Origin of the sequence: Mesorhizobium salmacidum (SeqCode), from assembly GCF_037179605.1 — a bacterium.
GTDB classification, from domain to species: Bacteria; Pseudomonadota; Alphaproteobacteria; order Rhizobiales; family Rhizobiaceae; genus Mesorhizobium; species Mesorhizobium salmacidum.
The window spans coordinates 81,064-104,011 of sequence record NZ_JAPYKS010000004.1 but is presented as its reverse complement, the minus strand read 5'-3'; the positions used below and the strand labels follow the sequence as shown (position 1 = coordinate 104,011).

Here is a 22,948-nt window from a genome sequence, read left to right as displayed (position 1 = left end):
GGCGAGGCCGTTTTATGACGATGGCCGCGTGGGGTTGGCCGGAGAGATTGCGGCATGAAGCTTGTAACCTACAACATCCAATACGGCATCGGTCTCGATGGGCGCTACGATGTCGGACGTATTGCCGATGCCGTGCGCGGCGCCGACGTGATCGCCCTGCAGGAGGTCACCCGCAACAACCCCAGGAACGGCAGCCGCGACATGGTCGCCGAGATCAGCGAGGCGCTGCCCGAATGTTTCGCCGTCTACGGCAGCAATTTCGAGGCCAATATCGGCTCGCACATCGAGGACGGCCGCGCCATCACCACCACCTTCCAGCTCGGCAATATGGTCCTGTCGAAAACGCCAATTCATCTGTCGCGCAACCTGCTTTTGCCGCGCAGCCGCAGCTTCGAGATGATGAACTTCCAGCGCGGCGCGCTGGAAGCGCTGATCGAGACGCCGCTTGGTTTCATTCGTTTCTATTCCATTCATCTCGATCACCGCAGCCCGGTCGAGCGCGCCAGCCAGATCCAGTTCCTGCGCCGGCGCCTGTTGAACTATGCGCTCGAAGGCGGCGCGCTGTCCGGCGTCGCCGAGATCGGCCTGCCGGAATTGCCGCATCCCGAAGCCTTTGTCGGCATGGGCGATTTCAACATGCTGGCCGGTTCGCCCGAATATGTCGAACTCGCCGGCCGGCCGGACCATGAATTCGGCATGCCGCTGACCGCCGACTTCGCCGTCGATGCCGCCATGCGCCTTGATATCGCCGGCGACGATCTCGTCTCCTGGGTCGACCCAAAGGACCCCGCCAACACCAGCCGCCACAAGCGCATCGACTACATCTTCACCAGCGCGTCGCTGGCCCGCTCGCTGAAGCGCCTGTGGGTCGACCGGAAGGCGAGCGGTTCGGACCACCTGCCGGTCTGGGTCGAACTGGGTTGAGCCCAGTCCAGCCCGGCACCCTTGGTATCGAGCTGGACCCCGATGTGTGTTGAGATTCAGGTCAGGCCGAGCCTAAAACATTGGTTTTCGAGAACCGGAGCGGAGCGTACTTATCGTACGCGAGCACCGGAAGCGCAGAAAATCAACGTTTGCAGGCCGGCCTCACCTGAATATCAGCACACATCAGAAGTGGACCCAGTTGCGCAGGCTGGTCCAGGTCTTCCTGTCGAGCCGGTAGCGCTCGACCGGCACCTGGCCGGCGACGATCGAGTTCAGCATGCCCTGGCCGGCATACTGGAAGCCGCACTTGTGGATCACCCGGCGTGAGGCCGGGTTGATGACCCGCGTCGAGGCATGCAGCACCTGGATCGAGGTGCTCTGGAAAGCGAGATCGACCAGCGCGTGGGCTGCTTCGGTCGCATAGCCGCGCTTCCAGTGGGGCTCGCCGATCCAGTAGCCGAGCTCCAGCCCGCGATCGGTGGTGTTCAGCCCGGCGCAGCCGACGAAAGTGTCGGTGCCGGCCAGCGTCAGCGCATAGGCAATGCCGGCGCGGCGTGACTTGGTCATGGCGAGGAAAGCGCGAGCCTCGGCTTCGCCATACGGATGCGGCATGCGCGCCAGCATCTCGGCGACGTGACGGTTGTCGGCAAGCTCGACCAGTTGCGCGATATCCCGCTCGTCTGGAGCCCGCATCACCAGCCGCTCGGTGACCAGCACCGGGCAATCTATCGCGTAACTTTCGTCTTCTGAGTCTTCCGCTTCGGCAACCATTTCAAAGTCCTCCAGGCAAAAGAAAGGGGAGATGGAAACCCATCTCCCCTGATCCTTTTCCTGGCTTTGCCAGACACCGGTCCCGAGATGGGCGCCGGTGTTCTAGTGCGGAACCGGCTACTCCGCGGCTTTGGTAATCGGATTGACCGATACGTAGGTTCGGCCGTTGGCTTTTTTGTTGAACGTCACGGCGCCTGTTTCGAGCGCGAAAAGGGTGTGGTCCGTGCCCATGCCGACATTGACGCCGGGATGCCAGGTGGTGCCGCGTTGACGAATGATGATGTTGCCCGGGATGACGGCTTCGCCGCCGAACTTCTTCACGCCCAGACGCTTGGAATGCGAGTCGCGACCGTTGCGCGACGAGCCGCCAGCTTTCTTGTGTGCCATCTAACTAACTCCGTTGCGCCGCGAGGCGCCTAAAAGGCCTTATGAACGCGTTCGCGTTCCGTTTCAAGTCCGATCCGGCGACCTAATCGCCAGAAAATTACTTCTTCGCCAGTTCCTTGGCCTGTTCGCGCCAGTCCTTGATCTGGTCGGCGCTGAACGGCATGTGCTCGTCGATCTTGGCGACATCCTTGTCGGACAGCTTGGCGAGCTGCGCGAAGGTGATGATGCCCTGCTCGGCGAGATCCTTGGCGGCGACCGGGCCGATGCCCTTGATCACGGTCAGGTCGTCCGGCTCGCCCTTCGGCGCCTTGAACAGCGGCGCGGCCGCGGTCTCGGCTGCCTTGGCCTTGGGCTCCTTCTTCGGCGCGGCTTCCGCCTTCGCTTCGGTGGCTGCTTCTCCCTTGGCTTCCTTCTTCGGCGCCTTGACCGCTGCTGTCTTCGTCGGCTTGGCGCCACCCAGCAGGATCTCGGAGATCCGCACGGTGGTCAAAAGCTGGCGATGGCCGATCTTGCGGCGCGAATTCTGGCGGCGGCGCTTCTTGAAAGCGATGACCGTGCGGTTCTTGCCCTGCTCGACGACTTCGGCGGTGACCAGAGCGCCATCGACGAACGGCGCGCCGAACGTGACATTCTCGCCCTCGCCATGCGCGAGCACGTGGCCGATCTCGACGATGTCGCCGACATTGGCTTCGACTTTTTCGATCTTCAGGAGATCGTTGGCGGCAACGCGATACTGCTTACCGCCCGTTTTAATGACTGCGAACATTTTTTGCCTTTCGCTGTTCGGTCGGCCTTGATGAACCGCCTCTGGCGGTTCGGCCGTCTTTTTGTCAGTCTGCGGGTTCAAAAAACAAGCGGCGCGGAAGAACCCTCCACGCCGATTGCGCGCTGTCCCTAACCGAAGGTTGCGTGGGAGTCAAGGCAAGTAGCCCTTGCCGAGACTGTTATTGGCCGCTCGGCGATGCGGACGTGGCAAGCTTCTCAGCGGAACGACGGCAAGGCATACGCACCCGGAAAACCCGGTGACGACAGCGACGACTGCCAAGGCCAGCAATGCCGCACCCCGCCGATGAGCGGCGGACGCCAGCTTGACGCCACTGCCTGAACCCACTGCCTGAACCCACTGCCTGAACCCACTGCTTGTCCGGCAAGCCAAATATCGCTGGATTTGGCCTTGTAACCTGCCCGTTCAGCCGTTATCTAGTGCGCCGCGCCGGCAACGGCCGACCATGACCGCGGAGAGGTGGCAGAGTGGTCGAATGCACCGCACTCGAAATGCGGCATGGGTGCAAGCCCATCGGGGGTTCGAATCCCTCCCTCTCCGCCATCCTGCTTTTGTACGGCCCGGAGACATAGGTAACAGTTTGTACCTAAGACATGGGTGACAACCTCGTGCCGAACGGGTTGTCGATGGTCTGCAGGGTCCTCTGTTCCAAGTCTATGTATCCCAGATCATAATGCATGAAGCTGACGAGCCAAATGCCGTCGTCGACCTCGGTGATGCCGAGGCGCTGGCCGGCCATGACGGTGGAGATGTTGATTTTCTTTTTGTGCATGCAGATGCGCCCGCAGGCGGTGACGAGAATGTCCTTGTCGTGGAAGGGATAGTCGATCTCCGGCAGGCCGTCATAAGCTCGCGATGAAGCCGTGTAGAGTTCGGCGGGGCATCGCATGTCGAGCGCTTCATGCGGTCTTTCGCCATTGAATTCGCTGACGAAAGTGTCGAAGCGCGCCTGCTGTTGCAGGCCGTTCATGCGGGGCGGCCGGGTGGTTTCGGCCTTGAGGGTGCGATGCATGCGCTCGTGGCGGCCGTTCTCTTGCGGGTTGCCGGGCCGGATGCGCTCGATGCCGATACCGAGCCTGAGCCACCAGACCGAGAGCCTGGAGAGGTTGTAGAGGCCGTTCGGGCTTGCGAAAGGCAGGCCATTGTCGGAGCGGATCGCCGCCGGCAGGCCACGCTCTGCGAAGAGGCGGACGAAGGCCTCGATGACGGGCATTTCGCGAGTCGTCTCCATGGCCTCGCACAGCAAAATCATACGCGAGGCCTGGTCGGTCACCGTCAGGGGGTAACAGTATTGGCGGTTGCCGAGCTTGAACTCGCCCTTGAAGTCGGCGCACCACAGATCATTGGGTGCAATGGCTGAAGAAAGCGGCGTGCCCTTGGCGTGATGGCGCCGGCGTTGGCGGGCGCGACTCACAAGGCCGTGGCGGTCGAGCACCGCATGAACCGTGCTCTTGGCCGGAATGCGGACATCGCCAGCCAGACGCCGCACGAGCAGCTCACGTATCTTGCGGGCGCCCCAGTGTGGCTTGTCCTGCTTGGTCGCCACGATCGTCCGCTCGATCTGGTCGGGCAACTGGTTGGCATAACGCACCGGCCGGCGCGAACGGTCGGTGACTGCTTCCAGCCCTTCATCCTTGTAGCGGTTGAAGATCTTGTAGCCGGTCTTGCGCGAGATCCCGAATTCCCGGCAAACATCGCTCATGCCCTCACCATCCAGAAGACGGGCTACGAAACGTAGACGCTCCTCCATTACCGAACTCTCCTTCCACGGCATCAACACCTCCCGGCAAAAACCGAAAAGTGTCACCCATGTGTCCGGTACGAAACGTCACCTATGTCTCGGGTCGCTCATTTGCGCTACGCGCTTCGCAGGACAAGTCCGGCGAATTCTTCTCAGCGCGAAGCAGGATGCCGTCCGAAGCCTTGGCGACGGAGGGCAGCTCCGGGGAAGACCTATTCCAGCGTCGCCAGGCGTTCGATGAAACGGCCTTTGCCGGCATGGCGATCTCGGATCGATTGAAGCCGGAGGTGGAATTCCTCGCCACGGTCCTGTTTTTCGGCGAGCGCCTGGAGATCGGAAAGAAGGGCCGCGGCCTTGTCATATCCGGCGGGATTGCGCCGCCCGATTTCACCCTCGACATCTGTCCAGACGCTTTCGCCCCGTCGGCGAATGTCCTCAAGCCGTACTTCACGTGCCTTCGCGGCCGCCTCCGCCTCCAGTTGCCGTCGCGCTTCCGCCAGTTCCGCCTCGGCGCGTTCCCGGGCAAGGCGGATCTCACCGGCGCGGATCAGCAGATCGGCAGCTGTGCGCGGGGCGCCGGGCGAGGTTGCCACCTGGGGTTCGGAGCGCGCCCGAACCAAGGCCCGCAACTCGGCGGACACGTGCGGTTCGCCGTTGAAAACCCGTACAAGCAGGCTGCTTTTCTCAGCATCACTCATTGCCCCGATGATCCGCACAGAAATCTCCAGAAGCGCCTCGTCCGTCGCCGCGCTTCGTTCCGCCGCCGCCCGGAGAAGATTCTGGTCGATGCAGAAGAATTCGGCGAACGCTTCGAGCGCGCCGGTCAACGGTCCTATCCCGGGCATCGGCTCCGGTTCGTCCGGCTCGATCGCTTCGGCTTCCACATCCAGGAGCCAAATCAGATAAAACAGCCTGAGGTCGCCTTCGAGCACATCGGCCCGAAGCGGCGACAGCATCGCTAGCCAACTCTCACCGTCATCCCAATCACCCGGCTCCAGCTCGTCGCGCCAGATGCTCAAGATGACGTTCTCACCAGCGATCCTGAACGTGGAACAGTCGTTATTCCCGAGGAATGCGCCGAGGCGCTCCCCGTCGACCAGCCGTGCCGGCAGCTTGATCATGAGGCGGCGCGAGCCCCAATTCGCCAGATAGAGATGGAGATCGAACCAGCGCTCCAGGAGTTCGTCCGGATCGCCTTTGAAATCGCCCCACTCGTAAGAATTGGTGAAGCTGGTGGCCGTGATCCGCGCCCGTGACGACAGCTCGCGCAGAGCCCGGCGATCGGCGTCGCTGAGCGGTCGATCGATCGCCTGAAATTCGTAGTACTGATATTCGCTCATTGCCGCTCAGACCGGATGCAGGAGGCCGTATGCTTCAAGGATTCGCAGGGCTCCAGCAAGGCTTTTTGATCTACGACGCCGCGGCCGCACGCCAGGTTATTCTCACCAGAGTGAGAGACCTGCAGGGCCCACAGGTCGGCCATGAACGCCAACCTTTCGCACCCTCCAAAAGCATGGATTAAACGCAAAAGCTGCTTGAAAGGTGGACCATCCGGCGTAGCTTTGGCAGGCAAGAAGCGTGCGAGGGTGACATGAGGAAGGAAGAAGTCGAGAGGCTTTTCGGCGGCGGCAGGGACGATTTCGACCTTGGTCCGATCGAAGACTACCTGCATGCCGTGGCGACAGAACGTGAGGTGCCCGACGTCGCAATCGGGCTCTGCACGATGAGGATCGAGGAATCCGCACCTCCGCTGCGCGCGGTCCTTGAACGCGCGGCCAACGCACAGCCTTTGTCGGACGATGAAGAGATGCTGCTCTTCAGGGGCCTGTATATCCTCGGCGGCGCTCGAGACAGCCAGGCATGCCAACCCTTGCTGCGTCTGTTGCGCCGCCCGGGAAAGGAAGCCGACCGGCTGCTTGGCGATGCCATAACCGAAACCCTGTCGCGCATCATCGTAGGCGTATTCGACGGCGACGCCGACGCGCTGTTCGGCATCATTGCCGACCGCTCCGTCGACGAATTCATCCGAGACGGTGCATTTGGCGCGGTGACCTTTTTGACCTGGGAAGGTCGGATCGAGCGCGACCGGACACGGGATTTCCTAGAGCGGTTCTACAAGGAGAGGTTGGCCGACGATTGGGATTATGTATGGGTCGGCTGGCTGCAGGCCATCGCGATGCTTGCCCTGCGAGACCTCGTTCCGCTTGTCTACAGCGCCTGGGACGAGGGCCGTATACCGGAAGATGCGCTTGAACGCAGCGATTTCGAAAGCGACCTGCGGGAAGCCGAGCAGCAACCCGGCGACATTGGCCGGTTCGACCGCGCCAGTCTGAGTTACATCGAGGATGTCCTTGTGGCGCTGGATTGGACCCGCGGCCTTGGCGACGACGATGGCTTCGAACTTGGCGACGATGATTTCGAGCTCGACGAGGACGATGGCTCGCAATCCTCATTGTCGGACTCGGTCTGGTCGAATGTAACGCCGGTCGCGAACCCGTGGCGCGACGTCGGACGCAACGATCCGTGTCCTTGCGGCAGCGGCATGAAATTCAAGAAATGCTGCCTCACCAGCTGAGGCGCCGAATTTCAAAGACCGTTCGATCCGATATTGCCGTCATTCTGAGGCGTGCCCCGCAATCACAGCCAGAAAAACCGCGCCAAACTCCTTGAGTTTCGCCCCTCCCACGCCGTTCACCTCGGCGAAGGCGTCCAGATCGCGCGGGCGGCGGTCGGCCATGTCGATCAGCGTGCGGTCGGAAAACACCACATAGGCCGGCACCTGGCGCTCCTTGGCGAGCCGCAGCCGCAACGCCTTGAGCGCTGCCAGCAGCGAGGCGTCCACGCCCTCGGCGCCGGCGGCGGAGCCTTCCCCGGAACGCTTCCTGCCACGCGCGAGAGGATCCCGCGTCTCGACGCGATACTGGAATGCAATCTCGCCGCGGCCGAGCGCGCGGCCGCTTTCGGAGATGGCGAGACCGCCATGGCCCTCGGGATCCGGCATCAGGAACCCGCCCGCAACCAGTTGCCGGATCAGCGACAGCCACACTGTCTTCTTGTGCGCGGCGCCGGTGCCAAAGCTGCTTAGCGTCTGATGGCCTCTCGCCAGCACCTTCTCGGTCTCGTGGCCAAGCAGGATGTCGATGACATGGGCCGCGCCGAAGCGCTCGCCGCTCTGCGCGACCGCCGCAAGGATTTTCCGCGCCTCGGCACTGCCATCGGCGCGCGGCGCCTGATCGAGGCAGTTGTCGCAATTGCCGCAGGCTTGAGCCTCTTCGCCGAAATAGCCGAGCAGCACCTGACGCCGGCACTGCGCCGTTTCGCAATAGCCGATCAGCGTGTCGAGCCGGCGGTGCGACCGTCTCTTGTGCTCGGGTGAGGCGTCCTCGTCGTCGATGAACAGCCGTCGCATGCGGATGTCGCCAAGACCGTAAAGCATATGCGCCTCGGCCTCGCGTCCGTCGCGGCCGGCGCGCCCGATTTCCTGGTAATAAGCCTCCAGGCTGCCCGGCATATCGGTGTGGAAGACATAGGCGACGTCGGGTTTGTCGATGCCCATGCCGAAGGCGATGGTCGCCACCATGACGACGCCGGACAATGTCATGAAGGCGTTTTGATTGGCCTCACGCGCCTCCTTGCTCATGCCGGCGTGATAGGCAAGCGCTCTGACGCCGTTCTTCTCGAGGAAGGCTGCCATCTCCTCGGTCTTCTTGCGCGACAGGCAATAGATGATGCCGCTCTTGCCCGCATGGCGCTCTATGAAGCCGAGCAGCTGGCGCTTGCTGTCCTGCTTGGGCGCGATGGCCAGCTTGATGTTGGGCCGGTCGAAACCCAGCACCAGGGTTTCGACCCGCTCGGCGAACAGCCGGGCGGCGATGTCGGTGCGCGTGCTCTCGTCGGCCGTCGCCGTCACCGCGATGATCGGCACATTGGCGAAGATGCCGCGCAACCGCGACAGGTCTTCATATTCAGGCCGGAATGCCGGGCCCCATTGCGAGATGCAATGCGCCTCGTCGATGGCGATCAGGCTGACGTCGAGCCTGGAAAGCGCCTCGAGCATGCGCTCGGTCATCAGCCGCTCCGGCGCCAGATAGAGCAGCCGCGTCTGGCCCGATGCCACGCGGCGCCAGGCCGCGACATTGGCCTCGCGGTCGAGCGAGGAATTGATCGTATCGGCGGCGACGCCGGCAAGCCGCAGCGCCGCGACTTGGTCCTGCATCAGCGCCACCAGCGGCGAGACGACGAGGGTGAGCCCGCCCAGGACCAGCGCAGGAACCTGGTAGCAGAGCGATTTTCCGGCCCCCGTCGGCATGACGGCCAGCACATGGCGCCCGCCGAGCAGAGCGTCCATGACGTCGGCCTGGCCGGGGCGAAAATCATCGAAGCCGAACACGTCCTTCAGGACGCGCCGCTTGGGATCCTCGGCCCGAATGCTCGCTGCCTGTGCCTGCATCAGGCTGCCGCCTGGCTGGGAGCGATTTTTCGCGGATTGGAGAGGATGTGGGAACCGATCAAGAGACTCTCCGTGTGATGCCTTGGAGTAGCGCAGCCGTCACCGGGCCGCAACAGGGCCGGCTCGTTCTCTACCCCGTGTGAGATCGCCCTTCCCCTGCCGAATTTGCACCCTGCTGGATTCCTCGGCGCCACGATGTAAGCTCGATCCGACATGCCAGGGAGGGCGCGATGCTGCAGGTGAGACAGGATGTCCTCGGCGAACGGTTCCGGTTGCAGCGTGCCGCCTTCGAGAAGCAGCCCTTTGCCGACCTTGGCCTTCGTAAGGACCGCCTCAAGCGCCTGCTTGCGCTGACCGAGCGACACGAGACTGAGATCTGCGCCGCGATCGGCGCCGACTTCGGCGGCCGCTCGGCGCACGAGACGCGGCTTGCGGAACTGTTTGTCGTGCGCGCCGGCATTCGCCATGCCCTTGCGCATGTCGGCGGCTGGATGCGGGAGCGTCGTGTCGCCACCACCTTGCCCTTCCTGCCGAGCAAAAACCGCCTCCTGCCGCAGCCGCTTGGGGTGGTCGGCATCGTATCGCCCTGGAATTACCCCTTTCAACTCGCCGTCGCGCCGGTCACGGCCGCACTCGCCGCCGGCAACCGCGTCCTGGTAAAGCCCTCCGAACTGACGCCTGCTTTCTCGGAACTGCTGGCCAGACTGGCCGGCGAGCACTTCGCCCCGGACGAACTCAGCGTCATCCCCGGCGATGCCGAGATGGGCAAGGCCTTCGTCTCGATGCCGTTCGACCACCTGCTGTTCACCGGTTCTACCGCGGTTGGCCGCCAAGTCGCGATCGCCGCCGCCGCCAACCTGACCCCGGTCACGCTCGAACTCGGCGGCAAGTCGCCGGCGATCCTCGACGCCTCCTGCGATCTCGACACGGCAACAGCCAGCGTCGCCTATGGCAAGCTGTTGAATGCCGGGCAGACCTGCATCGCGCCGGACTACCTGCTGGTGCCGAAGGGACAGGCGGGCACGGTCGCCGCGAAGCTCGCAATCGCCGTGGCGCGGCTCTACCCCACGCTGCGCGACAACCCCGACTACACCGCCATCATCAGCGATCGGCATTACCAGCGCCTGTGCGCCATAATCGCGGAAGCCCGCGAGGCCGGTGCAGATGTCACCGAGATCAACCCGGCCGGCGAAGAGCTCGGCACCGCGGGCCGGAAGCTTTTGCCGACCCTGGTCAGCAACGCCGGCCCCGACCTGCGGCTGATGCGCGAGGAGATTTTCGGCCCGGTGCTGCCGATCGTCGAATACGCCACGGTCGACGACGCGATCGCCCATGTGAACCGGGCCGACCGGCCGCTGGCGCTCTACTGGTTCGGCAACGACAGCACCAACCGCCAGCGCATCCTGCACGAGACCGTCGCCGGCGGCGTAACCATCAACGACTGCATGCTGCATCTGGTGCAGGAGAACCAGCCCTTCGGCGGCGTCGGCGCGAGCGGCATGGGCGCCTATCATGGCGAATGGGGGTTCCGCACCTTCAGCAAGGAGAAGCCGGTCTTCCTGCAGTCGCGCTTGAGCGCGGGAGCCCTTCTGCGGCCGCCCTATGGCAAGACGTTCGAACGGCTTTTCGGGTTGCTCAAGCGCATCACCTGACCAAGGTCGCGCGCATTAAGTTTATATTCACCATGATCCGGCAGGTTTCCGGTCCTGCGGTGATGTTTTGAGTACCGCGGCGCATTGGAGCAATTCCAGGAAAAGTGTGAAACGGTTTTCCGTCCGGAATTGCGTCAGACAGAGACAGAACGTTTCGCCGTTTCTGTGAGACGGTAATGCGCTCTGGCGCCCAGGCAACAAACCCGCGCTTCCCTGGAGGCGCGGGTTTTTTATTGGCCGAGAAATCGTTGGCGGCCCGGTCAGGCGAGAAAATCGGCGCGGTGCGGCGCAAAACTGTCGACCAGACGCCCGGCCTCCAGCGCCCTGACGCCGTGTACCAGCCCGGAGGGAACGATGAAGCTGCCGCCGGTCTCCAGGATTTCGGTCCGTCCGTCGATGGTCACCTCGAAACGGCCTTCGGCGACATAGCTTGCCTGGACATGCGGGTGCAAATTCAGCGCACCGACGCCGCCCTTGTCGAAGCCGAATTCGACCATCATCAGCTCGTCGGTGGATAGGAGCACGCGCCGGCGATTGCCGTCCGGGGTCGGAGTCCAGGCAGCCTCGCCGGCTCGCGCGAAAATCTTCGGCTCGGTCATTGTCATCTCCTCACCGCGCCAGCCAGCCGCCGTCCACCGGCACCACCGCGCCATGCATATAGTTCGAGGCCGGCGCCAGCAGGAAGACGGCGGCATCGCCAATGTCTCCGGGTTCCCCCCAGCGGCCGGCGGGAATGCGGCCGAGGATGGCCGCACTGCGGTCGGGATCGGCGCGCAGCGCCTGCGTGTTGTTGGTCTCGATATAGCCCGGCGCTATGCCGTTGACGTTGATGCCTTTCGCCGCCCATTCGCAGGCGAGCAGACGGGTGATGCCGAGCAGGCCATGCTTTGACGCCGTGTAGGACGCAACGCGGATACCGCCCTGGAAACTCAGCACGGAGGCGATGTTGACGATCTTGCCCCGGCGACCGCCGGCAAGGACGCACCGCGCAAAAGATTGGCACAGCAGAAATGCCGTTTTCAAATTGACGTCGATGACATCGTCCCAATCGGTCTCCGTCAGGTCGACGGCATCTGCGCGGCGGATGATGCCGGCATTGTTGACCAACCCGTCGAGCGGCCCGCTTTCGTCCCAGACACGATCGAGCATCGGTCCGGCCGCGCCCGTGTCGGCAAGGTCGGCGGCAACCGTCTCGAATTCGCCGCCCGGAGCCACGACCTTGCTCGCCGTCTCCTCCATTGACGAGCGGCCGACGCCGATCACCGCGCCGCCGGCGCGCGCGATCGAGACGGCGATGCCTTGGCCGATGCCGGTGTTGGCGCCGGTGACCAGGATGCGCTTGCCGGCCAGGCTGAAGGCTGTGAGGTCGCTCACCGCAAATCGTCCATCGCCACCGGGTCGACATCGGTGTAGTCGACATTGTCGCCGGCCATCGCCCAGATGAAGGCGTAGTTGGATGTGCCGGCGCCCGAATGGATCGACCAGCCCGGCGACAGCACCGCCTCTTCATTGCGCATGACGATGTGCCGTGTCTCATCCGGCACGCCCATGAAATGGAAGACACGCGCCGCCTCGGGCAGGTCGAAATAGAGATAGGCCTCCATGCGCCGGTCATGCACATGACACGGCATGGTGTTCCAGATCGAGCCCGGCGCCAGTTGCGTCATGCCGACCACGAGCTGGCAGGTTCTTGTTCCGCCGTCATGGATGAACTGGAAGATCGAGCGCTCGTTGCAGGCCTCCTTGCTGCCGAGGTCGAGGCGCTTGGCGTCATTGAGGCGGATCAGCCGGCTGGGATGAGCCTGATGCGCCGGCGCGCTGAGCAGGTAGAACTTGGCCGGCACGGCCTTGTCGGACGAAGCGAATGACACATCGCTGGAGCCCATGCCGAGATAGAGCATGTCGCGCGCCCGCAGGTCGAAGGATTGGCCGCCGGCTTCGATCGTGCCGGCGCCGCCGATGTTCACAGCGATCATTTCGCGCCGGTCGAGAAAACCCTTGGTGCCGGTCGGCTTGATCGCTTCCAACGGCAATGCCGTCGCCACCGGCATGGCGCCGCCGACGATCATGCGGTCGTAGTGGGTATAGGTCAGGCTGACGCGGCCGGGCCGGAAGAGGTCTTCGATGTGGAAATTATAGCGCAGTTCGTCCGTTCCCATGGCGGCGGCGGCCGCCGGGTCGATGGCGAAGCGCGATGTGTAGTCGGTGTGGTTCTGGCTCATCTCTGCCCTGACTTCTGGTGGATCATTCGCCGGCGGCCGCCTTGACCGAACTGGCGTAAAAGGCCTGCCGCGCCTGCAGGCGCTCGCGGTAGCGCTGCTGGCTGGCGCCGAGATGGGTGCGCATCGCCTCGCGCGCGGCTTCGGCATGGCCCGCCGTGATCGCATTCAGGATCACCAGATGCTCGCGCTGCAGCCCGCGCTGGTAGCTGTCGGACTGCACCAGTTCGGTCGACCAGGGCGAGGTCACGTCGCACGGAATGGCGCGCCGGCCGAGCACGTCGAGCATTTCGACATAGAACGGATTGTTGGTGGCGCTGGCGATGGCGCGGTGGAAGGCGAGGTCGGCGGGTCCGGTCGGCTGGCTGGCGAGCAGCATCCGCTCGAACTCGAAGAAGGCCTCCTGGATCGCCGCTTCCTGCGCTGCGTTGCGACGGATGGCGGCGAGGCCGGCCGATTCGATTTCGATCGCCAGGCGCACCTCGAGCACGTGGAGCGCGATGGAATCCTTGGCTCCCATGTCGGCTGCAAGCGCGCCGAACATGGTCGAAATGTGCTCGGTGACGAAGACGCCGGCGCCCTGCCGCGGCTCGACAAGGCCGTCGGCGGCAAGCTTGGCCAGCGCCTCGCGGATGACGGTGCGGCTGACGCCGAAGGTTTCGGTCAGCTGGCCCTCGGTCGGCAATTTTTGGCCGGGCAGAATCTCGCCCGCCAGCAATTGCTTGCGTATCGCCGTGATCACGCTTTCAGAAAGCTTGGGTTTTCGTTCGACCTTGAGATCGGGACTGACGGACACGTGGCGATCTCCTAATGGAACAGGCCCGGCAGCCACAATGAGATTTCCGGTACGTAGGTGACAAGCATCAGCACGGCGAAGGCGGCGCCGTAGAATGGCCAGATCGAGCGCATCGCGGTCCAGATCGGAATGCGGCCGATGGCGCAGCTGACAAACAGGACCGCGCCGACCGGTGGCGTGCAAAGCCCGATGCCGAGATTGAGGATGAGGATCACGCCGAAATGCACGGGATCGACGCCATAGGCCATGACCACCGGCAGGAAGATGGGCGTCGTGATGATGATCAGCGGCGACATGTCCATGAAGGTGCCGAGGATGAGCAGCACGATGTTGATCAACAGCAGGATGACCAGCTTGTTGTCGGATACCGACTGCAGAAAGGCGACCAGCGCCGCCGGCACCCTGAGATAGGCGAGCAGCCAGCCGAAGGCCGCCGCGCAGCCTATGATCATCAGCACCATGGCGGTGGTGCGCACCGACGCCGTCGTCGCCGCGACGAAGTCGCCCCAGCTCATCGAGCGGTAGATGATCAGCGTCACCAGGAAGGCATAGACGATGGCGATGCAGGAGCTCTCGGTCGCGGTAAAGATGCCGGACCTGACGCCGCCGAAGATGATGGCGATCAGGATGAGGCCGGGAATGGCGGCGACAAGCAGCTGCATGGCCCGGCCGAAGCCGGCGAAGGGCTCCGTCGGATAGCCGCGGCGGCTGGCAACCCAATAGGCCGTTATCATCAGCGACAGCGCCAGCAGCAGACCCGGCAGCACGCCGGCCGTGAACAGGTCGGCGATCGAGATACGGCCGCCTGCCGAAATCGAATAGATGATCATGTTGTGGGACGGTGGAATGAGAAGCGCGATGATGGCGCCGACCGACGTGATGTTGACGGCGTAGTCGATGCCGTAGCCGCGCGCCTTCATCTGCGGGATCATCAGCCCGCCGACCGCCGACGCATCCGCCACCGCCGAGCCGGAAATGCCGCCGAACATGGTCGACGCAGCGATGTTGACCTGCCCCAGACCGCCGCGCAAATGGCCGACCAGGGAGCCTGCCAGCGCGACCAGCCGCGCGGCGATGCCGCCGCGCACCATCAGGTCGCCGGCGAAGATGAAGAAGGGGATGGCCATCAGCGAAAAGACGCTGACGCCGGAATTGAGCCGCTGGAACACCACGACCGGCGGCAGCCCGAGCGTGAGGATCGTCGCGAAGCTGGCGACGCCGAGGCAGAACGCGATCGGCGTGCCGATGACCAGCAGGAACACGAAGGTGCCGAAGAGGACCATAAGTGCCATGGTTCAGGGCTCCTCGCCGGTTGCATGGATGTCAGCGTCGACGGGCAGGCCGGCAAAACGCCCGGCCAGCCGTTCCAAGGAAAACAGGCAGACCAGCGCGCCACCCAGGATGACCGGCAGGAAGCTGACGCCGCCCGGCAAAGCGAGCGAAGGCATCACCGTGTTCCAGGTCAGCCTGGCCAGTTGTACGCCATAGACGATCATGCCGGCGCCGAAGGCCAGCACGACAAGATCGGAAATGCTGCGCAGCACCGCCTTGGCCGAGGCAGGCAAGACATAGAGCAGCACGTCGAAGCCGAGATGCGTACGCTCGCGCACGCCGACGGCGGCACCGAGAAAAATGAACCAGCCCATCAGCAGCACCGAAAAGGATTCCGTCCAACTCGGCGAACGGTTCAGCACGTAGCGCGAGAACACCTGCCAGAAGATGATGATCGTCATCAGCGTCAGGCCGGCGCCGCTGATCCAAAGTGCCAGCCGGGCGAGCCCGGAGAGGACGCGCTCCGCACCCAGCCAGAAGCCTCGCATGGCCGACGCGCCCGAAGCCAGCGCGGGGGCCTCCGCGCTGCTCGGTCCATTGCCCGTGCCGTTCATTTCTCGGCCTGTATGCGAGCGGCCAGGTCCTTCAGCTCGGGCGTCGAGAGATACTTGTCGTAGACCGGCTTCATCGCGTCGATCAGCGGCTGCTTGTCGATCTCGCTGACCTTGACCCCCGCGGCCTCGACGATGCCGCGCGACTTCTTCTCCTGCGCGTCCCAGAGTTCGCGCATCTTGACGACGCTGTCCTTGGCCGCCTGCCGCACGATCGCCTGGTCTTCCGGCGACAGCCTGTCCCAGCTTGCCTTCGACATGACCAGCACTTCCGGTACGATCTGGTGTTGGTCCATCGTGTAATGCTTGGCGACTTCGTAGTGCTTGGCGGATTCGAAGCTCGGCCAGTTGTTTTCGGCGCCATCGATGACGCCTGTCTGCAGCGCCGAATAGACCTCGCCATAGGCCATCGGCGTCGCATTGGCGCCAAGCGCGTTGACCATGTCGACGAACACGTCGGACTGGATGACGCGGAACTTCATGCCTTTCATGTCGGCCATCGAGGTGATGTCCTTCTTGGTGTTGTAGAAGGACCGCGCGCCGGAATCATAGAAGGCGAGGCCGACAAGGTCGTGCGCCTCGAACGCCTTCAGGATCTGGTCGCCGATCGGGCCGTCCATGACGTGGCGCATGTGCTCGACCGAGCGGAATATGTAGGGCAGCGATGGCACCGCGGTCTCCGGCACGATGCCGTTGAACGGTCCCATCGAGACACGGTCGAGGTCGATGACGCCGGCCTGGGTCTGCTCTATCGTGTCCTTCTCCTCGCCGAGTTGCGCCGAGTGATAGACCTCGATCGAATAGCGGCCGGCGGTGCGCTGCTTGATCAGGTCGCCCATGTACTTGACCGCCTCGACGGTCGGGTAGCCGTCCGGATGGGTATCCGAGGATCGCAGCACGGTTTCGGCGTTGGCAATACCGATCAGCAGCGAGCCGAAGGCAAACGTGGCCGCCATTAATTTCGAAAAATGCAACATGACTTCCTCCCTTTGAAAATCGAAAACGTCCGGCTCAGAGCCGGTACGCATTTTTGGCAAGCGTGTAGGCAAGCTCCTTCGCCAGTTCATGCGCCTCGTCCTCGCGCAGCCGGTGCTCGGCGACGAGACGCGCCAGGAACGCGCAGTCGACGCGGCGCGCCACGTCGTGGCGGGCCGGGATCGACGGAAAGGCGCGGGTGTCGTCGTTGAAGCCGACCGTGTTGTAGAAGCCGGCGGTCTCGGTAGTCATCTCGCGGAAACGGCGCATGCCTTCCGGGCTGTCGTGGAACCACCAGGCCGGCCCGAGCTTCAGCGCCGGGTAGACGCCGGCCAGCGGCGCCAGTTCGCGCGTATAGCCGGCCTCATCCAGCGTGAACAGGATAACGGTGAGGTCACGCTCCAGCCCGACACAGTCGAGCAGCGGCTTCAGCGCAGTCACATAGTCCGTGCGCGTCGGGATGTCGAAGCCCTTGTCCCTGCCGAATTTCTGGAAAACACCAGGCGAATGGTTGCGCCAGGAGCCCGGATGGATCTGCAGCACCAGCCCGTCATCCCGGCTCATCTTGGCCATCTCGGTCAGCATCTGGGCGCGAAACAGCTTTCGTTCGCGCTCATCTTCCGAGCCGGCGCGGACCCGGTTGAACAGCTCCTGCGCCGCCGCGTCGGAAAGATTGGCGGTCTCCGCCGTCGGATGGCCATGGTCCGATGAAGTTGCGCCGAAGCTCTTGAAAAAGGCGCGCCGCTGGCGGTGCGCGTCGAGATAGCCGGCCCAGGTCCCGGTGTCGCAGCCGGTGATCTCGCCGAGCCGATCCAGATTGGCCGAAAAGCCTTCGAAATCGGGATCGACAACGGCGTCCGGCCGATAGGCGGTGACGACGCGGCCCTCCCAGCCGCTGTCGCGGATCATCTGGTGCCATCTGAGGTCGTCGAGCGCGCCTTCGGTCGTCGCGATGACCTCGATGTTGAAGCGCTCGAACAGGGCGCGAGGGCGGAAGTTCTCCCACTGCAGTACCGTCGCGATCGTGTCGTAATGGCGATCGGCGGTTGCGGCGCTCAACGGCTCTTCGATGGCGAACAGATGCGCAAGCACATGGTCGAACCACAGCCGGGTCGGCGTGCCACGGAAGAGGTAATAGTGTTCGGCGAACAGCCGCCAGATCGCCCGGCCGTCGGTCTCGACGGGCGCATCATCGAGGGTCGGCACGCCGAGAGCCTCCAGCCGTACGCCCTGGCTGAACAGCATGCGAAAAATATAGTGGTCCGGCACGATGAGCAGCTGCGCGGGATCGGGGAACGGCTCGTCCAGCGCGTACCAGCGCGGATCGGTATGCCCGTGCGGGCTGATGATGGGCAGGTCCTTGATGCCGGCATAGAGATCGCGGGCGATCGAGAGCGGACGCGCCTCGGCTGGAAACAGCAAATCCGCATTGATCAGTGCCACGGCCATCCTCCCGGTCCTATCGGTAGGGTTGAGCAGAAATAATGTCAACATACAAAAATTGGATTGTTGTATGATGAGTTTTGAGCAAAGCTGAGCATTGTCGGCGAACGCCGCCGGTGTTACGCCGCCAGTGTTCTGCGGCTTGCGATCCGCCTCCGGATACCAGCCGTGCCATAACCAGCCTTGCACGAGATGAGTGCGCGAACCGATGACAGACCGCCGCCTTTCCAACCGCACGGCGCCGGCATTGCCGGCCAAGGTCGTCGCGCCTCGATATGATCGTGGTGCGGTTGCACCGGGCATCGTGCATCTCGGTGTCGGCGCCTTTCACCGCGCCCACCAGGCCGCCTACATCGATGAATGCCTGGCGGCCGGCGAGACGGACTGGGGCATAACCGGCGTGTCGCTGCGCAGCGCCGATACGCGCGACGCGCTGGCGCCGCAGGATGGGCTTTACACGCTGGCGGTGCGCGGTAGCGGCGGCGAGAAGCTGCATGTCATCGGCTCGATCGGCTCGATGCTGGTGGCGCCGGAAGACCCGGCCGCGGTGCTGGCGGTGCTGACCGATGCGCGCACCCGCATCGTGACGCTGACGATCACCGAGAAAGCCTATTTGCGGGCGGCCGGTGGCGGATTGGACGCGACGCATCCCGACATCGTCCACGACTTGGCCAATCCGCAAAAGCCGAAGACGGCGCATGGCTTTCTGACTGAGGCGCTCGCCCGCAGGCGGGCCGCCGGCACCCCGCCTTTTACCGTGCTTTGTTGCGACAACCTGCCGGCCAACGGCGCCACCTTGCACAGGCTGCTGGTCGAATTCGCCAGATTGCGCGATGCCAATCCCGATTCGGCGGGCGATGCTGCGGTCGCCGGCCACATCGCCGGTCGTGTCGCATTTCCCTCGAGCATGGTCGATCGCATCGTGCCGGCCACGACCGATGCCGACAGGTCGCGGATATCGGGCGAACTTGGTATCGAGGACGCCTGGCCCGTGATGACGGAACCCTTCAGCCAATGGGTGATCGAGGATGATTTCCCGGCTGGCCGTCCGGCCTGGGAAAAATTCGGCGTCACCATGGTCGGCGATGTCGCTCCCTTCGAGGACATGAAGCTGAGGCTGCTCAACGGCGCGCATTCGGGCATCGCCTATCTCGGCCTGCTCAGCGGCCACGCCACGGTCGATCGCGCCTTCGCCGATCCGGCGATAAGGCAATTCGTCGATGCGCTGTGGGAGGAGGCCGTATCGACATTGCCGGATGATGCCGGCCTCGACACATCAGCCTATACGACCGAGCTCGCCGAGCGTTTTTCGAACACGGCACTTGCCCACCGCACGGCGCAGATCGCCAATGACGGCAGCCAGAAACTGCCGCAGCGCATCATCGCTTCGGCTATCGAGTGCCTCGAAGCCGGCACCGAGCTGGTCCATCTCACGCTGGTGGTGGCAGCGTGGATCGCCGCCTGCGCGGCGCGCGAAAAGAGCTTGCCGGAGGGCCATTTCACCGATCCGCTCGATGCTCCGCTGACGGCGCTTTTGGACCAGCAGCTGCCGGCGAACGAAACCGTGACGGCGGTGTTCGATCTGACCGGCTTCGCCAGGGATCACGCCGAACGCCAGACGCTGATCGAACTCGTGGCCGTCCATCTCGTCCACCTGCGACGGGACGGCCCGACTTTGGCGTTTGCTGCGCTCGGCATAGAGGGCGAAGGGCCGTAAGGCGAAGCTGGCACGGATCAGCAGGCGATAGTGGACTTTGATGCCGGCGCTACAACATCGCGCCGTAGGTGAATTCTCGCCGCTCGAACAAAACAAAAAAGCGAGGCAAGTGCCCCGCTTTTCACTTCGCTTCTGAATGGGACCTCAGGCCGGCAGGATGGCGCCTTCCAGCGTGGTGAGTTGGCCAAGGAACTGCTCCGCCTTGCTGCGCGCCTGGTCGTCCTTGGCGTCCACGGCGTCTTCCCTGGCTTCCTGGATGCGGCGGGCGAGATCGGCGCGGTCGACATCCTTCACCGCGACGGCCGATTCCGCCAGCAGCGTGCAGCCGGTGGGCACGATGTCGGCAAAGCCACCGAACACGACATAGCGTTCTTCGCTGCCCGAGGCGTTCTTCACCGTGACGACGCCCGGCTTGATCGTGGTCATGACCGGCGCATGATGGGCCATGACGGTCATCTCGCCTTCGGCGCCTGGAATAACGACGGATTCGACCTCGGCGGAAACCAGCAGGCGCTCCGGCGAGACCAGTTCGAACTTGAAAGCTTCAGCCATGATTATCTAGCGAGTGGGGAATAGTGAGTAGCGAGTAGGGAAGAAAACTCGCTCGGCTCACATTTACCCTATTCGCTACTCCCTATTCGCTATTCGCTTGAATTACGCCGCTTCAGCCGCGAGGCGCTGTGCCTTCTCGACCGCTTCGTCGATGCCGCCGACCATGTAGAAGGCGGCTTCCGGCAGGTGGTCATAATCGCCGTTGCAGAGGCCCTTGAAGCCCTTGATGGTGTCGGCGAGGTCGACCAGCTTGCCCGGTGCGCCGGTGAACACTTCGGCGACGAAGAAGGGCTGCGACAGGAAGCGCTCGATCTTGCGGGCGCGAGCCACCGTCTGCTTGTCCTCTTCCGAGAGCTCGTCCATGCCCAGGATGGCGATGATGTCCTGCAGCGACTTGTAGCGCTGGAGGATCGACTGCACCTGGCGGGCGACGCCATAGTGCTCGTCGCCGACGACCAGCGGGTCGAGCATGCGCGAGGTCGAGTCCAGTGGATCGACGGCCGGATAAATGCCCTTTTCGGCGATCGAACGGTTCAGCGTCGTCGTCGCGTCAAGGTGAGCGAATGAGGTCGCCGGCGCCGGGTCGGTCAAGTCGTCGGCCGGCACGTAGATCGCCTGCACCGAGGTGATCGAGCCCTTGGTGGTGGTGGTGATGCGTTCCTGCAGCGCGCCCATGTCGGTGGCGAGCGTCGGCTGATAGCCCACGGCCGACGGGATACGGCCGAGCAGCGCCGACACTTCAGAACCCGCCTGCGTGAAGCGGAAGATGTTGTCGACGAAGAACAGCACGTCCTGGCCCTGGTCGCGGAAATATTCGGCAACCGTCAGGCCGGTCAGGCCGACGCGGGCGCGCGCGCCCGGCGGCTCGTTCATCTGGCCGTACACCAGCGCCGCCTTCGAGCCTTCGCCGCCGCCCTTCTTGTTGACGCCGGATTCGATGAACTCGTGATAGAGGTCGTTGCCTTCGCGGGTGCGCTCGCCGACGCCGGCGAACACCGAGTAACCACCATGCGCCTTGGCAATGTTGTTGATCAATTCCTGGATCAGCACGGTCTTGCCGACGCCGGCGCCGCCGAACAGGCCGATCTTGCCGCCCTTGGCGTAGGGAGCCAACAGGTCGAGCACCTTGATGCCGGTGATCAGGATCTGCGCTTCCGTCGATTGTTCGATATAGGCCGGAGCCGGCTGATGGATCGAGCGCAATTCGACCGCGTCGACCGGGCCTGCTTCGTCGACCGGCTCGCCGATGACGTTGATGATGCGGCCGAGCATGCCCGGGCCGACCGGCACGGCGATCGGGCCGCCGGTGTCGCGCACTTCCTGGCCGCGCACCAGGCCTTCGGTGGAGTCCATGGCGATGCAGCGCACGGTGTTTTCACCGAGATGCTGGGCAACTTCGAGCACCAGCCGGTTGCCGACATTGTCGGTCTCGAGCGCGTTCAGGATCGGCGGCAGATGCTCGCCGAACTGCACGTCGACGACCGCGCCGATGACCTGGCGGACCTTGCCGACAACGCCGGTGGCCCTGGTGGCCACGGCCTGGGTCCTGGCAGCGGCGGCCTTGGCCGGCGCTGCTGCTGCCTTGGCCGGGGCCGCCTTTGCCGCCGCTGCCGGAGCCTTGGCCGCCTTCGCCGGGGCTGCTGCCTTCGGGGTTGCCTTCTGCGGGGTCGCTGCTTTCGCCATCGTCTTTACCCTTTTCGTCCTTTGTTTCTCACGCGGTCCGGTTCGCGGGCCATGACCCGCGGACCGCGCCTAGAGCGCCTCGGCGCCCGAAATGATTTCGATCAGTTCCTTGGTGATCTGTGCCTGCCGCTGGCGGTTGTAGGTGATCGACAGTTTGTTGATCATCTCACCGGCGTTGCGCGTCGCATTGTCCATGGCGCTCATCTTGGCGCCCATTTCGCCCGCCGCGTTTTCGAGCAGCGCGCGGAAAACCTGCACCGCGATGTTGCGCGGGATGAGGTCGGACAGGATTTCGCCCGGCTCCGGCTCATACTCGTAGACGGCGCTGGCGCCATCCGTCGACTCGGGCCGAGCCGAAGAGGCGGACGCTGCCGGAATGATCTGCTGCGCGGTCGGAACCTGGCTGATCACCGACTTGAACTGCGAATAGAACAGCGTGCAGACGTCGAAGGCGCCCTCGTTGAACAGGTGGATGACCTTGCGGGCGATCGCATCGGCATTGACGAAGCCGAGCGTCTTGACCTCGCGCAGATCGACGCGATCGATGATCATCGCGGCATAGTCGCGGCGCAGTATGTCGAAACCCTTCTTGCCGACGCAGATGATCTTGACCTGCTTGCCATCGGCCAGCAGCCGGCGGATATGGTCGCGGGCATGACGGGCGATCTGCGAATTGAAGCCGCCGCACAGGCCGCGCTCGGCTGTGCAGACGACGAGCAGATGCACGTCATCCTTGCCGGTTCCCGCCATCAGCGCCGGGGCATCGCCACCGCCACCGACAGCCTGGGTGATGTTGGCCAGGACGGAACCCATGCGCTCCGAATAGGGACGCGCCGCTTCCGCCGCCTCTTGCGCACGGCGCAGCTTCGCCGCGGCGACCATCTGCATCGCCTTGGTGATCTTCTGCGTCGCCTTGACCGAGGCGATACGGTTACGAAGGTCTTTTAATGAAGGCATGCTTCAAACCTGAT

General features: G+C 63.9%; 21 protein-coding genes and 1 tRNA gene. 5 read left to right on the top strand and 17 right to left on the bottom strand.

Annotated features, from left to right (window positions below; genetic code table 11):
- The first annotated feature begins 54 nt into the window (after positions 1 to 54).
- Positions 55 to 924, top strand: a complete 870-nt coding sequence (locus O7A60_RS06840; RefSeq protein WP_337105632.1) for an endonuclease/exonuclease/phosphatase family protein — start codon at positions 55 to 57, stop codon at positions 922 to 924.
- Between the two features lie 183 nt (positions 925 to 1,107).
- Here O7A60_RS06840 and O7A60_RS06835 read toward each other — a convergent pair whose 3' ends face one another.
- From O7A60_RS06835 to O7A60_RS06825, 3 genes are all read right to left on the bottom strand, one after another.
- A complete protein-coding gene (locus O7A60_RS06835; RefSeq protein ID WP_140509963.1) occupies positions 1,108 to 1,695 on the bottom strand; it encodes a GNAT family N-acetyltransferase in 588 nt (195 codons plus the stop codon).
- A 117-nt stretch (positions 1,696 to 1,812) separates the two neighbouring features.
- Positions 1,813 to 2,082: a 50S ribosomal protein L27 gene (gene rpmA, locus O7A60_RS06830; RefSeq protein WP_015315190.1), complete on the bottom strand. Its 270-nt coding sequence runs from the start codon at positions 2,080 to 2,082 to the stop codon at positions 1,813 to 1,815.
- A 97-nt stretch (positions 2,083 to 2,179) separates the two neighbouring features.
- Positions 2,180 to 2,848, bottom strand: coding sequence for a 50S ribosomal protein L21 (locus tag O7A60_RS06825; RefSeq protein WP_337105631.1), 669 nt, complete (start codon positions 2,846 to 2,848; stop codon positions 2,180 to 2,182).
- Between the two features lie 471 nt (positions 2,849 to 3,319).
- Here O7A60_RS06825 and O7A60_RS06820 point away from each other — a divergent pair.
- Positions 3,320 to 3,409: transfer RNA gene (locus tag O7A60_RS06820), tRNA-Ser, on the top strand.
- Positions 3,410 to 3,452: 43 nt separating this feature from the next.
- Here O7A60_RS06820 and O7A60_RS06815 read toward each other — a convergent pair.
- Together O7A60_RS06815 and O7A60_RS06810 are read right to left on the bottom strand one after the other, a co-directional pair.
- Complete coding sequence (locus tag O7A60_RS06815) at positions 3,453 to 4,640, bottom strand: IS481 family transposase (protein WP_337105630.1); 1,188 nt, start codon at positions 4,638 to 4,640, stop codon at positions 3,453 to 3,455.
- 179 nt (positions 4,641 to 4,819) lie between these two features.
- Positions 4,820 to 5,947 carry a hypothetical protein gene (locus O7A60_RS06810; protein ID WP_337105629.1) on the bottom strand — a complete coding sequence of 376 codons (1,128 nt, stop codon included), beginning with the start codon at positions 5,945 to 5,947 and terminating at the stop codon, positions 4,820 to 4,822.
- 251 nt (positions 5,948 to 6,198) lie between these two features.
- On the opposite strand from O7A60_RS06810, the gene O7A60_RS06805 reads away from it, so the two are divergent.
- A complete protein-coding gene (locus tag O7A60_RS06805; RefSeq protein WP_337105628.1) occupies positions 6,199 to 7,182 on the top strand; it encodes a DUF1186 domain-containing protein in 984 nt (327 codons plus the stop codon).
- Positions 7,183 to 7,221: 39 nt separating this feature from the next.
- Here O7A60_RS06805 and recQ read toward each other — a convergent pair whose 3' ends face one another.
- Positions 7,222 to 9,057, bottom strand: coding sequence for a DNA helicase RecQ (recQ, locus tag O7A60_RS06800; RefSeq protein WP_337105627.1), 1,836 nt, complete (start codon positions 9,055 to 9,057; stop codon positions 7,222 to 7,224).
- Positions 9,058 to 9,287: 230 nt separating this feature from the next.
- On the opposite strand from recQ, the gene O7A60_RS06795 reads away from it, so the two are divergent.
- Positions 9,288 to 10,709, top strand: a complete 1,422-nt coding sequence (locus O7A60_RS06795) for a coniferyl aldehyde dehydrogenase (RefSeq protein ID WP_337105626.1) — start codon at positions 9,288 to 9,290, stop codon at positions 10,707 to 10,709.
- 260 nt (positions 10,710 to 10,969) lie between these two features.
- On the opposite strand, the gene O7A60_RS06790 is transcribed toward O7A60_RS06795, so the two are convergent.
- From O7A60_RS06790 to uxaC, 8 genes are all read right to left on the bottom strand, one after another.
- Positions 10,970 to 11,308 carry a cupin domain-containing protein gene (locus O7A60_RS06790; RefSeq protein ID WP_337105625.1) on the bottom strand — a complete coding sequence of 113 codons (339 nt, stop codon included), beginning with the start codon at positions 11,306 to 11,308 and terminating at the stop codon, positions 10,970 to 10,972.
- Between the two features lie 10 nt (positions 11,309 to 11,318).
- Positions 11,319 to 12,083: a 2-dehydro-3-deoxy-D-gluconate 5-dehydrogenase KduD gene (gene kduD / locus O7A60_RS06785; RefSeq protein ID WP_337105624.1), complete on the bottom strand. Its 765-nt coding sequence runs from the start codon at positions 12,081 to 12,083 to the stop codon at positions 11,319 to 11,321.
- Positions 12,080 to 12,931: a 5-dehydro-4-deoxy-D-glucuronate isomerase gene (gene kduI / locus O7A60_RS06780; protein ID WP_337105623.1), complete on the bottom strand. Its 852-nt coding sequence runs from the start codon at positions 12,929 to 12,931 to the stop codon at positions 12,080 to 12,082. The genes kduD and kduI overlap by 4 nt, the downstream gene beginning before the upstream one ends.
- Before the next feature lie 22 nt (positions 12,932 to 12,953).
- Positions 12,954 to 13,724: a FadR/GntR family transcriptional regulator gene (locus O7A60_RS06775; protein ID WP_337105622.1), complete on the bottom strand. Its 771-nt coding sequence runs from the start codon at positions 13,722 to 13,724 to the stop codon at positions 12,954 to 12,956.
- Positions 13,725 to 13,735: 11 nt separating this feature from the next.
- Complete coding sequence (locus O7A60_RS06770) at positions 13,736 to 15,016, bottom strand: TRAP transporter large permease (RefSeq protein ID WP_027145118.1); 1,281 nt, start codon at positions 15,014 to 15,016, stop codon at positions 13,736 to 13,738.
- Between the two features lie 3 nt (positions 15,017 to 15,019).
- Entirely contained in the window at positions 15,020 to 15,544 is a 525-nt protein-coding gene (locus tag O7A60_RS06765) for a TRAP transporter small permease (RefSeq protein ID WP_032935732.1), read from the bottom strand.
- A 62-nt stretch (positions 15,545 to 15,606) separates the two neighbouring features.
- Positions 15,607 to 16,584 carry a TRAP transporter substrate-binding protein gene (locus tag O7A60_RS06760; RefSeq protein WP_337105621.1) on the bottom strand — a complete coding sequence of 326 codons (978 nt, stop codon included), beginning with the start codon at positions 16,582 to 16,584 and terminating at the stop codon, positions 15,607 to 15,609.
- 34 nt (positions 16,585 to 16,618) lie between these two features.
- Positions 16,619 to 18,031 carry a glucuronate isomerase gene (gene uxaC / locus O7A60_RS06755; protein WP_337105620.1) on the bottom strand — a complete coding sequence of 471 codons (1,413 nt, stop codon included), beginning with the start codon at positions 18,029 to 18,031 and terminating at the stop codon, positions 16,619 to 16,621.
- A 202-nt stretch (positions 18,032 to 18,233) separates the two neighbouring features.
- Here uxaC and O7A60_RS06750 point away from each other — a divergent pair, with 202 nt between their 5' ends.
- Positions 18,234 to 19,742: a mannitol dehydrogenase family protein gene (locus O7A60_RS06750; protein WP_337105619.1), complete on the top strand. Its 1,509-nt coding sequence runs from the start codon at positions 18,234 to 18,236 to the stop codon at positions 19,740 to 19,742.
- 144 nt (positions 19,743 to 19,886) lie between these two features.
- On the opposite strand, the gene O7A60_RS06745 is transcribed toward O7A60_RS06750, so the two are convergent.
- From O7A60_RS06745 to O7A60_RS06735, 3 genes are all read right to left on the bottom strand, one after another.
- The gene (locus O7A60_RS06745) at positions 19,887 to 20,294 is read right to left on the bottom strand and encodes a F0F1 ATP synthase subunit epsilon (protein ID WP_337105618.1); all 408 of its coding nucleotides are present in this window, start codon (positions 20,292 to 20,294) and stop codon (positions 19,887 to 19,889) included.
- 102 nt (positions 20,295 to 20,396) lie between these two features.
- Entirely contained in the window at positions 20,397 to 21,977 is a 1,581-nt protein-coding gene (gene atpD / locus O7A60_RS06740; protein ID WP_337105617.1) for a F0F1 ATP synthase subunit beta, read from the bottom strand.
- 69 nt (positions 21,978 to 22,046) lie between these two features.
- Entirely contained in the window at positions 22,047 to 22,934 is an 888-nt protein-coding gene (locus O7A60_RS06735; protein WP_337105616.1) for a F0F1 ATP synthase subunit gamma, read from the bottom strand.
- Between the last annotated feature and the right edge of the window lie 14 nt (positions 22,935 to 22,948).

Coding starts and splice junctions, on each gene's coding strand:
- rpmA (WP_015315190.1), bottom strand. CDS start 2,082: ATGGCACACAAGAAAGCTGGCGGCTCGTCGCGCAACGGTCGCGACTCG.
- atpD (WP_337105617.1), bottom strand. CDS start 21,977: ATGGCGAAAGCAGCGACCCCGCAGAAGGCAACCCCGAAGGCAGCAGCC.
- O7A60_RS06825 (WP_337105631.1), bottom strand. CDS start 2,848: ATGTTCGCAGTCATTAAAACGGGCGGTAAGCAGTATCGCGTTGCCGCC.
- uxaC (WP_337105620.1), bottom strand. CDS start 18,031: ATGGCCGTGGCACTGATCAATGCGGATTTGCTGTTTCCAGCCGAGGCG.
- O7A60_RS06760 (WP_337105621.1), bottom strand. CDS start 16,584: ATGTTGCATTTTTCGAAATTAATGGCGGCCACGTTTGCCTTCGGCTCG.
- O7A60_RS06750 (WP_337105619.1), top strand. CDS start 18,234: ATGACAGACCGCCGCCTTTCCAACCGCACGGCGCCGGCATTGCCGGCC.
- O7A60_RS06815 (WP_337105630.1), bottom strand. CDS start 4,640: ATGCCGTGGAAGGAGAGTTCGGTAATGGAGGAGCGTCTACGTTTCGTA.
- kduI (WP_337105623.1), bottom strand. CDS start 12,931: ATGAGCCAGAACCACACCGACTACACATCGCGCTTCGCCATCGACCCG.
- O7A60_RS06735 (WP_337105616.1), bottom strand. CDS start 22,934: ATGCCTTCATTAAAAGACCTTCGTAACCGTATCGCCTCGGTCAAGGCG.
- O7A60_RS06835 (WP_140509963.1), bottom strand. CDS start 1,695: ATGGTTGCCGAAGCGGAAGACTCAGAAGACGAAAGTTACGCGATAGAT.
- O7A60_RS06745 (WP_337105618.1), bottom strand. CDS start 20,294: ATGGCTGAAGCTTTCAAGTTCGAACTGGTCTCGCCGGAGCGCCTGCTG.
- O7A60_RS06770 (WP_027145118.1), bottom strand. CDS start 15,016: ATGGCACTTATGGTCCTCTTCGGCACCTTCGTGTTCCTGCTGGTCATC.
- O7A60_RS06795 (WP_337105626.1), top strand. CDS start 9,288: ATGCTGCAGGTGAGACAGGATGTCCTCGGCGAACGGTTCCGGTTGCAG.
- recQ (WP_337105627.1), bottom strand. CDS start 9,057: ATGCAGGCACAGGCAGCGAGCATTCGGGCCGAGGATCCCAAGCGGCGC.
- O7A60_RS06805 (WP_337105628.1), top strand. CDS start 6,199: ATGAGGAAGGAAGAAGTCGAGAGGCTTTTCGGCGGCGGCAGGGACGAT.
- O7A60_RS06765 (WP_032935732.1), bottom strand. CDS start 15,544: ATGCGAGGCTTCTGGCTGGGTGCGGAGCGCGTCCTCTCCGGGCTCGCC.
- O7A60_RS06810 (WP_337105629.1), bottom strand. CDS start 5,947: ATGAGCGAATATCAGTACTACGAATTTCAGGCGATCGATCGACCGCTC.
- O7A60_RS06840 (WP_337105632.1), top strand. CDS start 55: ATGAAGCTTGTAACCTACAACATCCAATACGGCATCGGTCTCGATGGG.
- O7A60_RS06790 (WP_337105625.1), bottom strand. CDS start 11,308: ATGACCGAGCCGAAGATTTTCGCGCGAGCCGGCGAGGCTGCCTGGACT.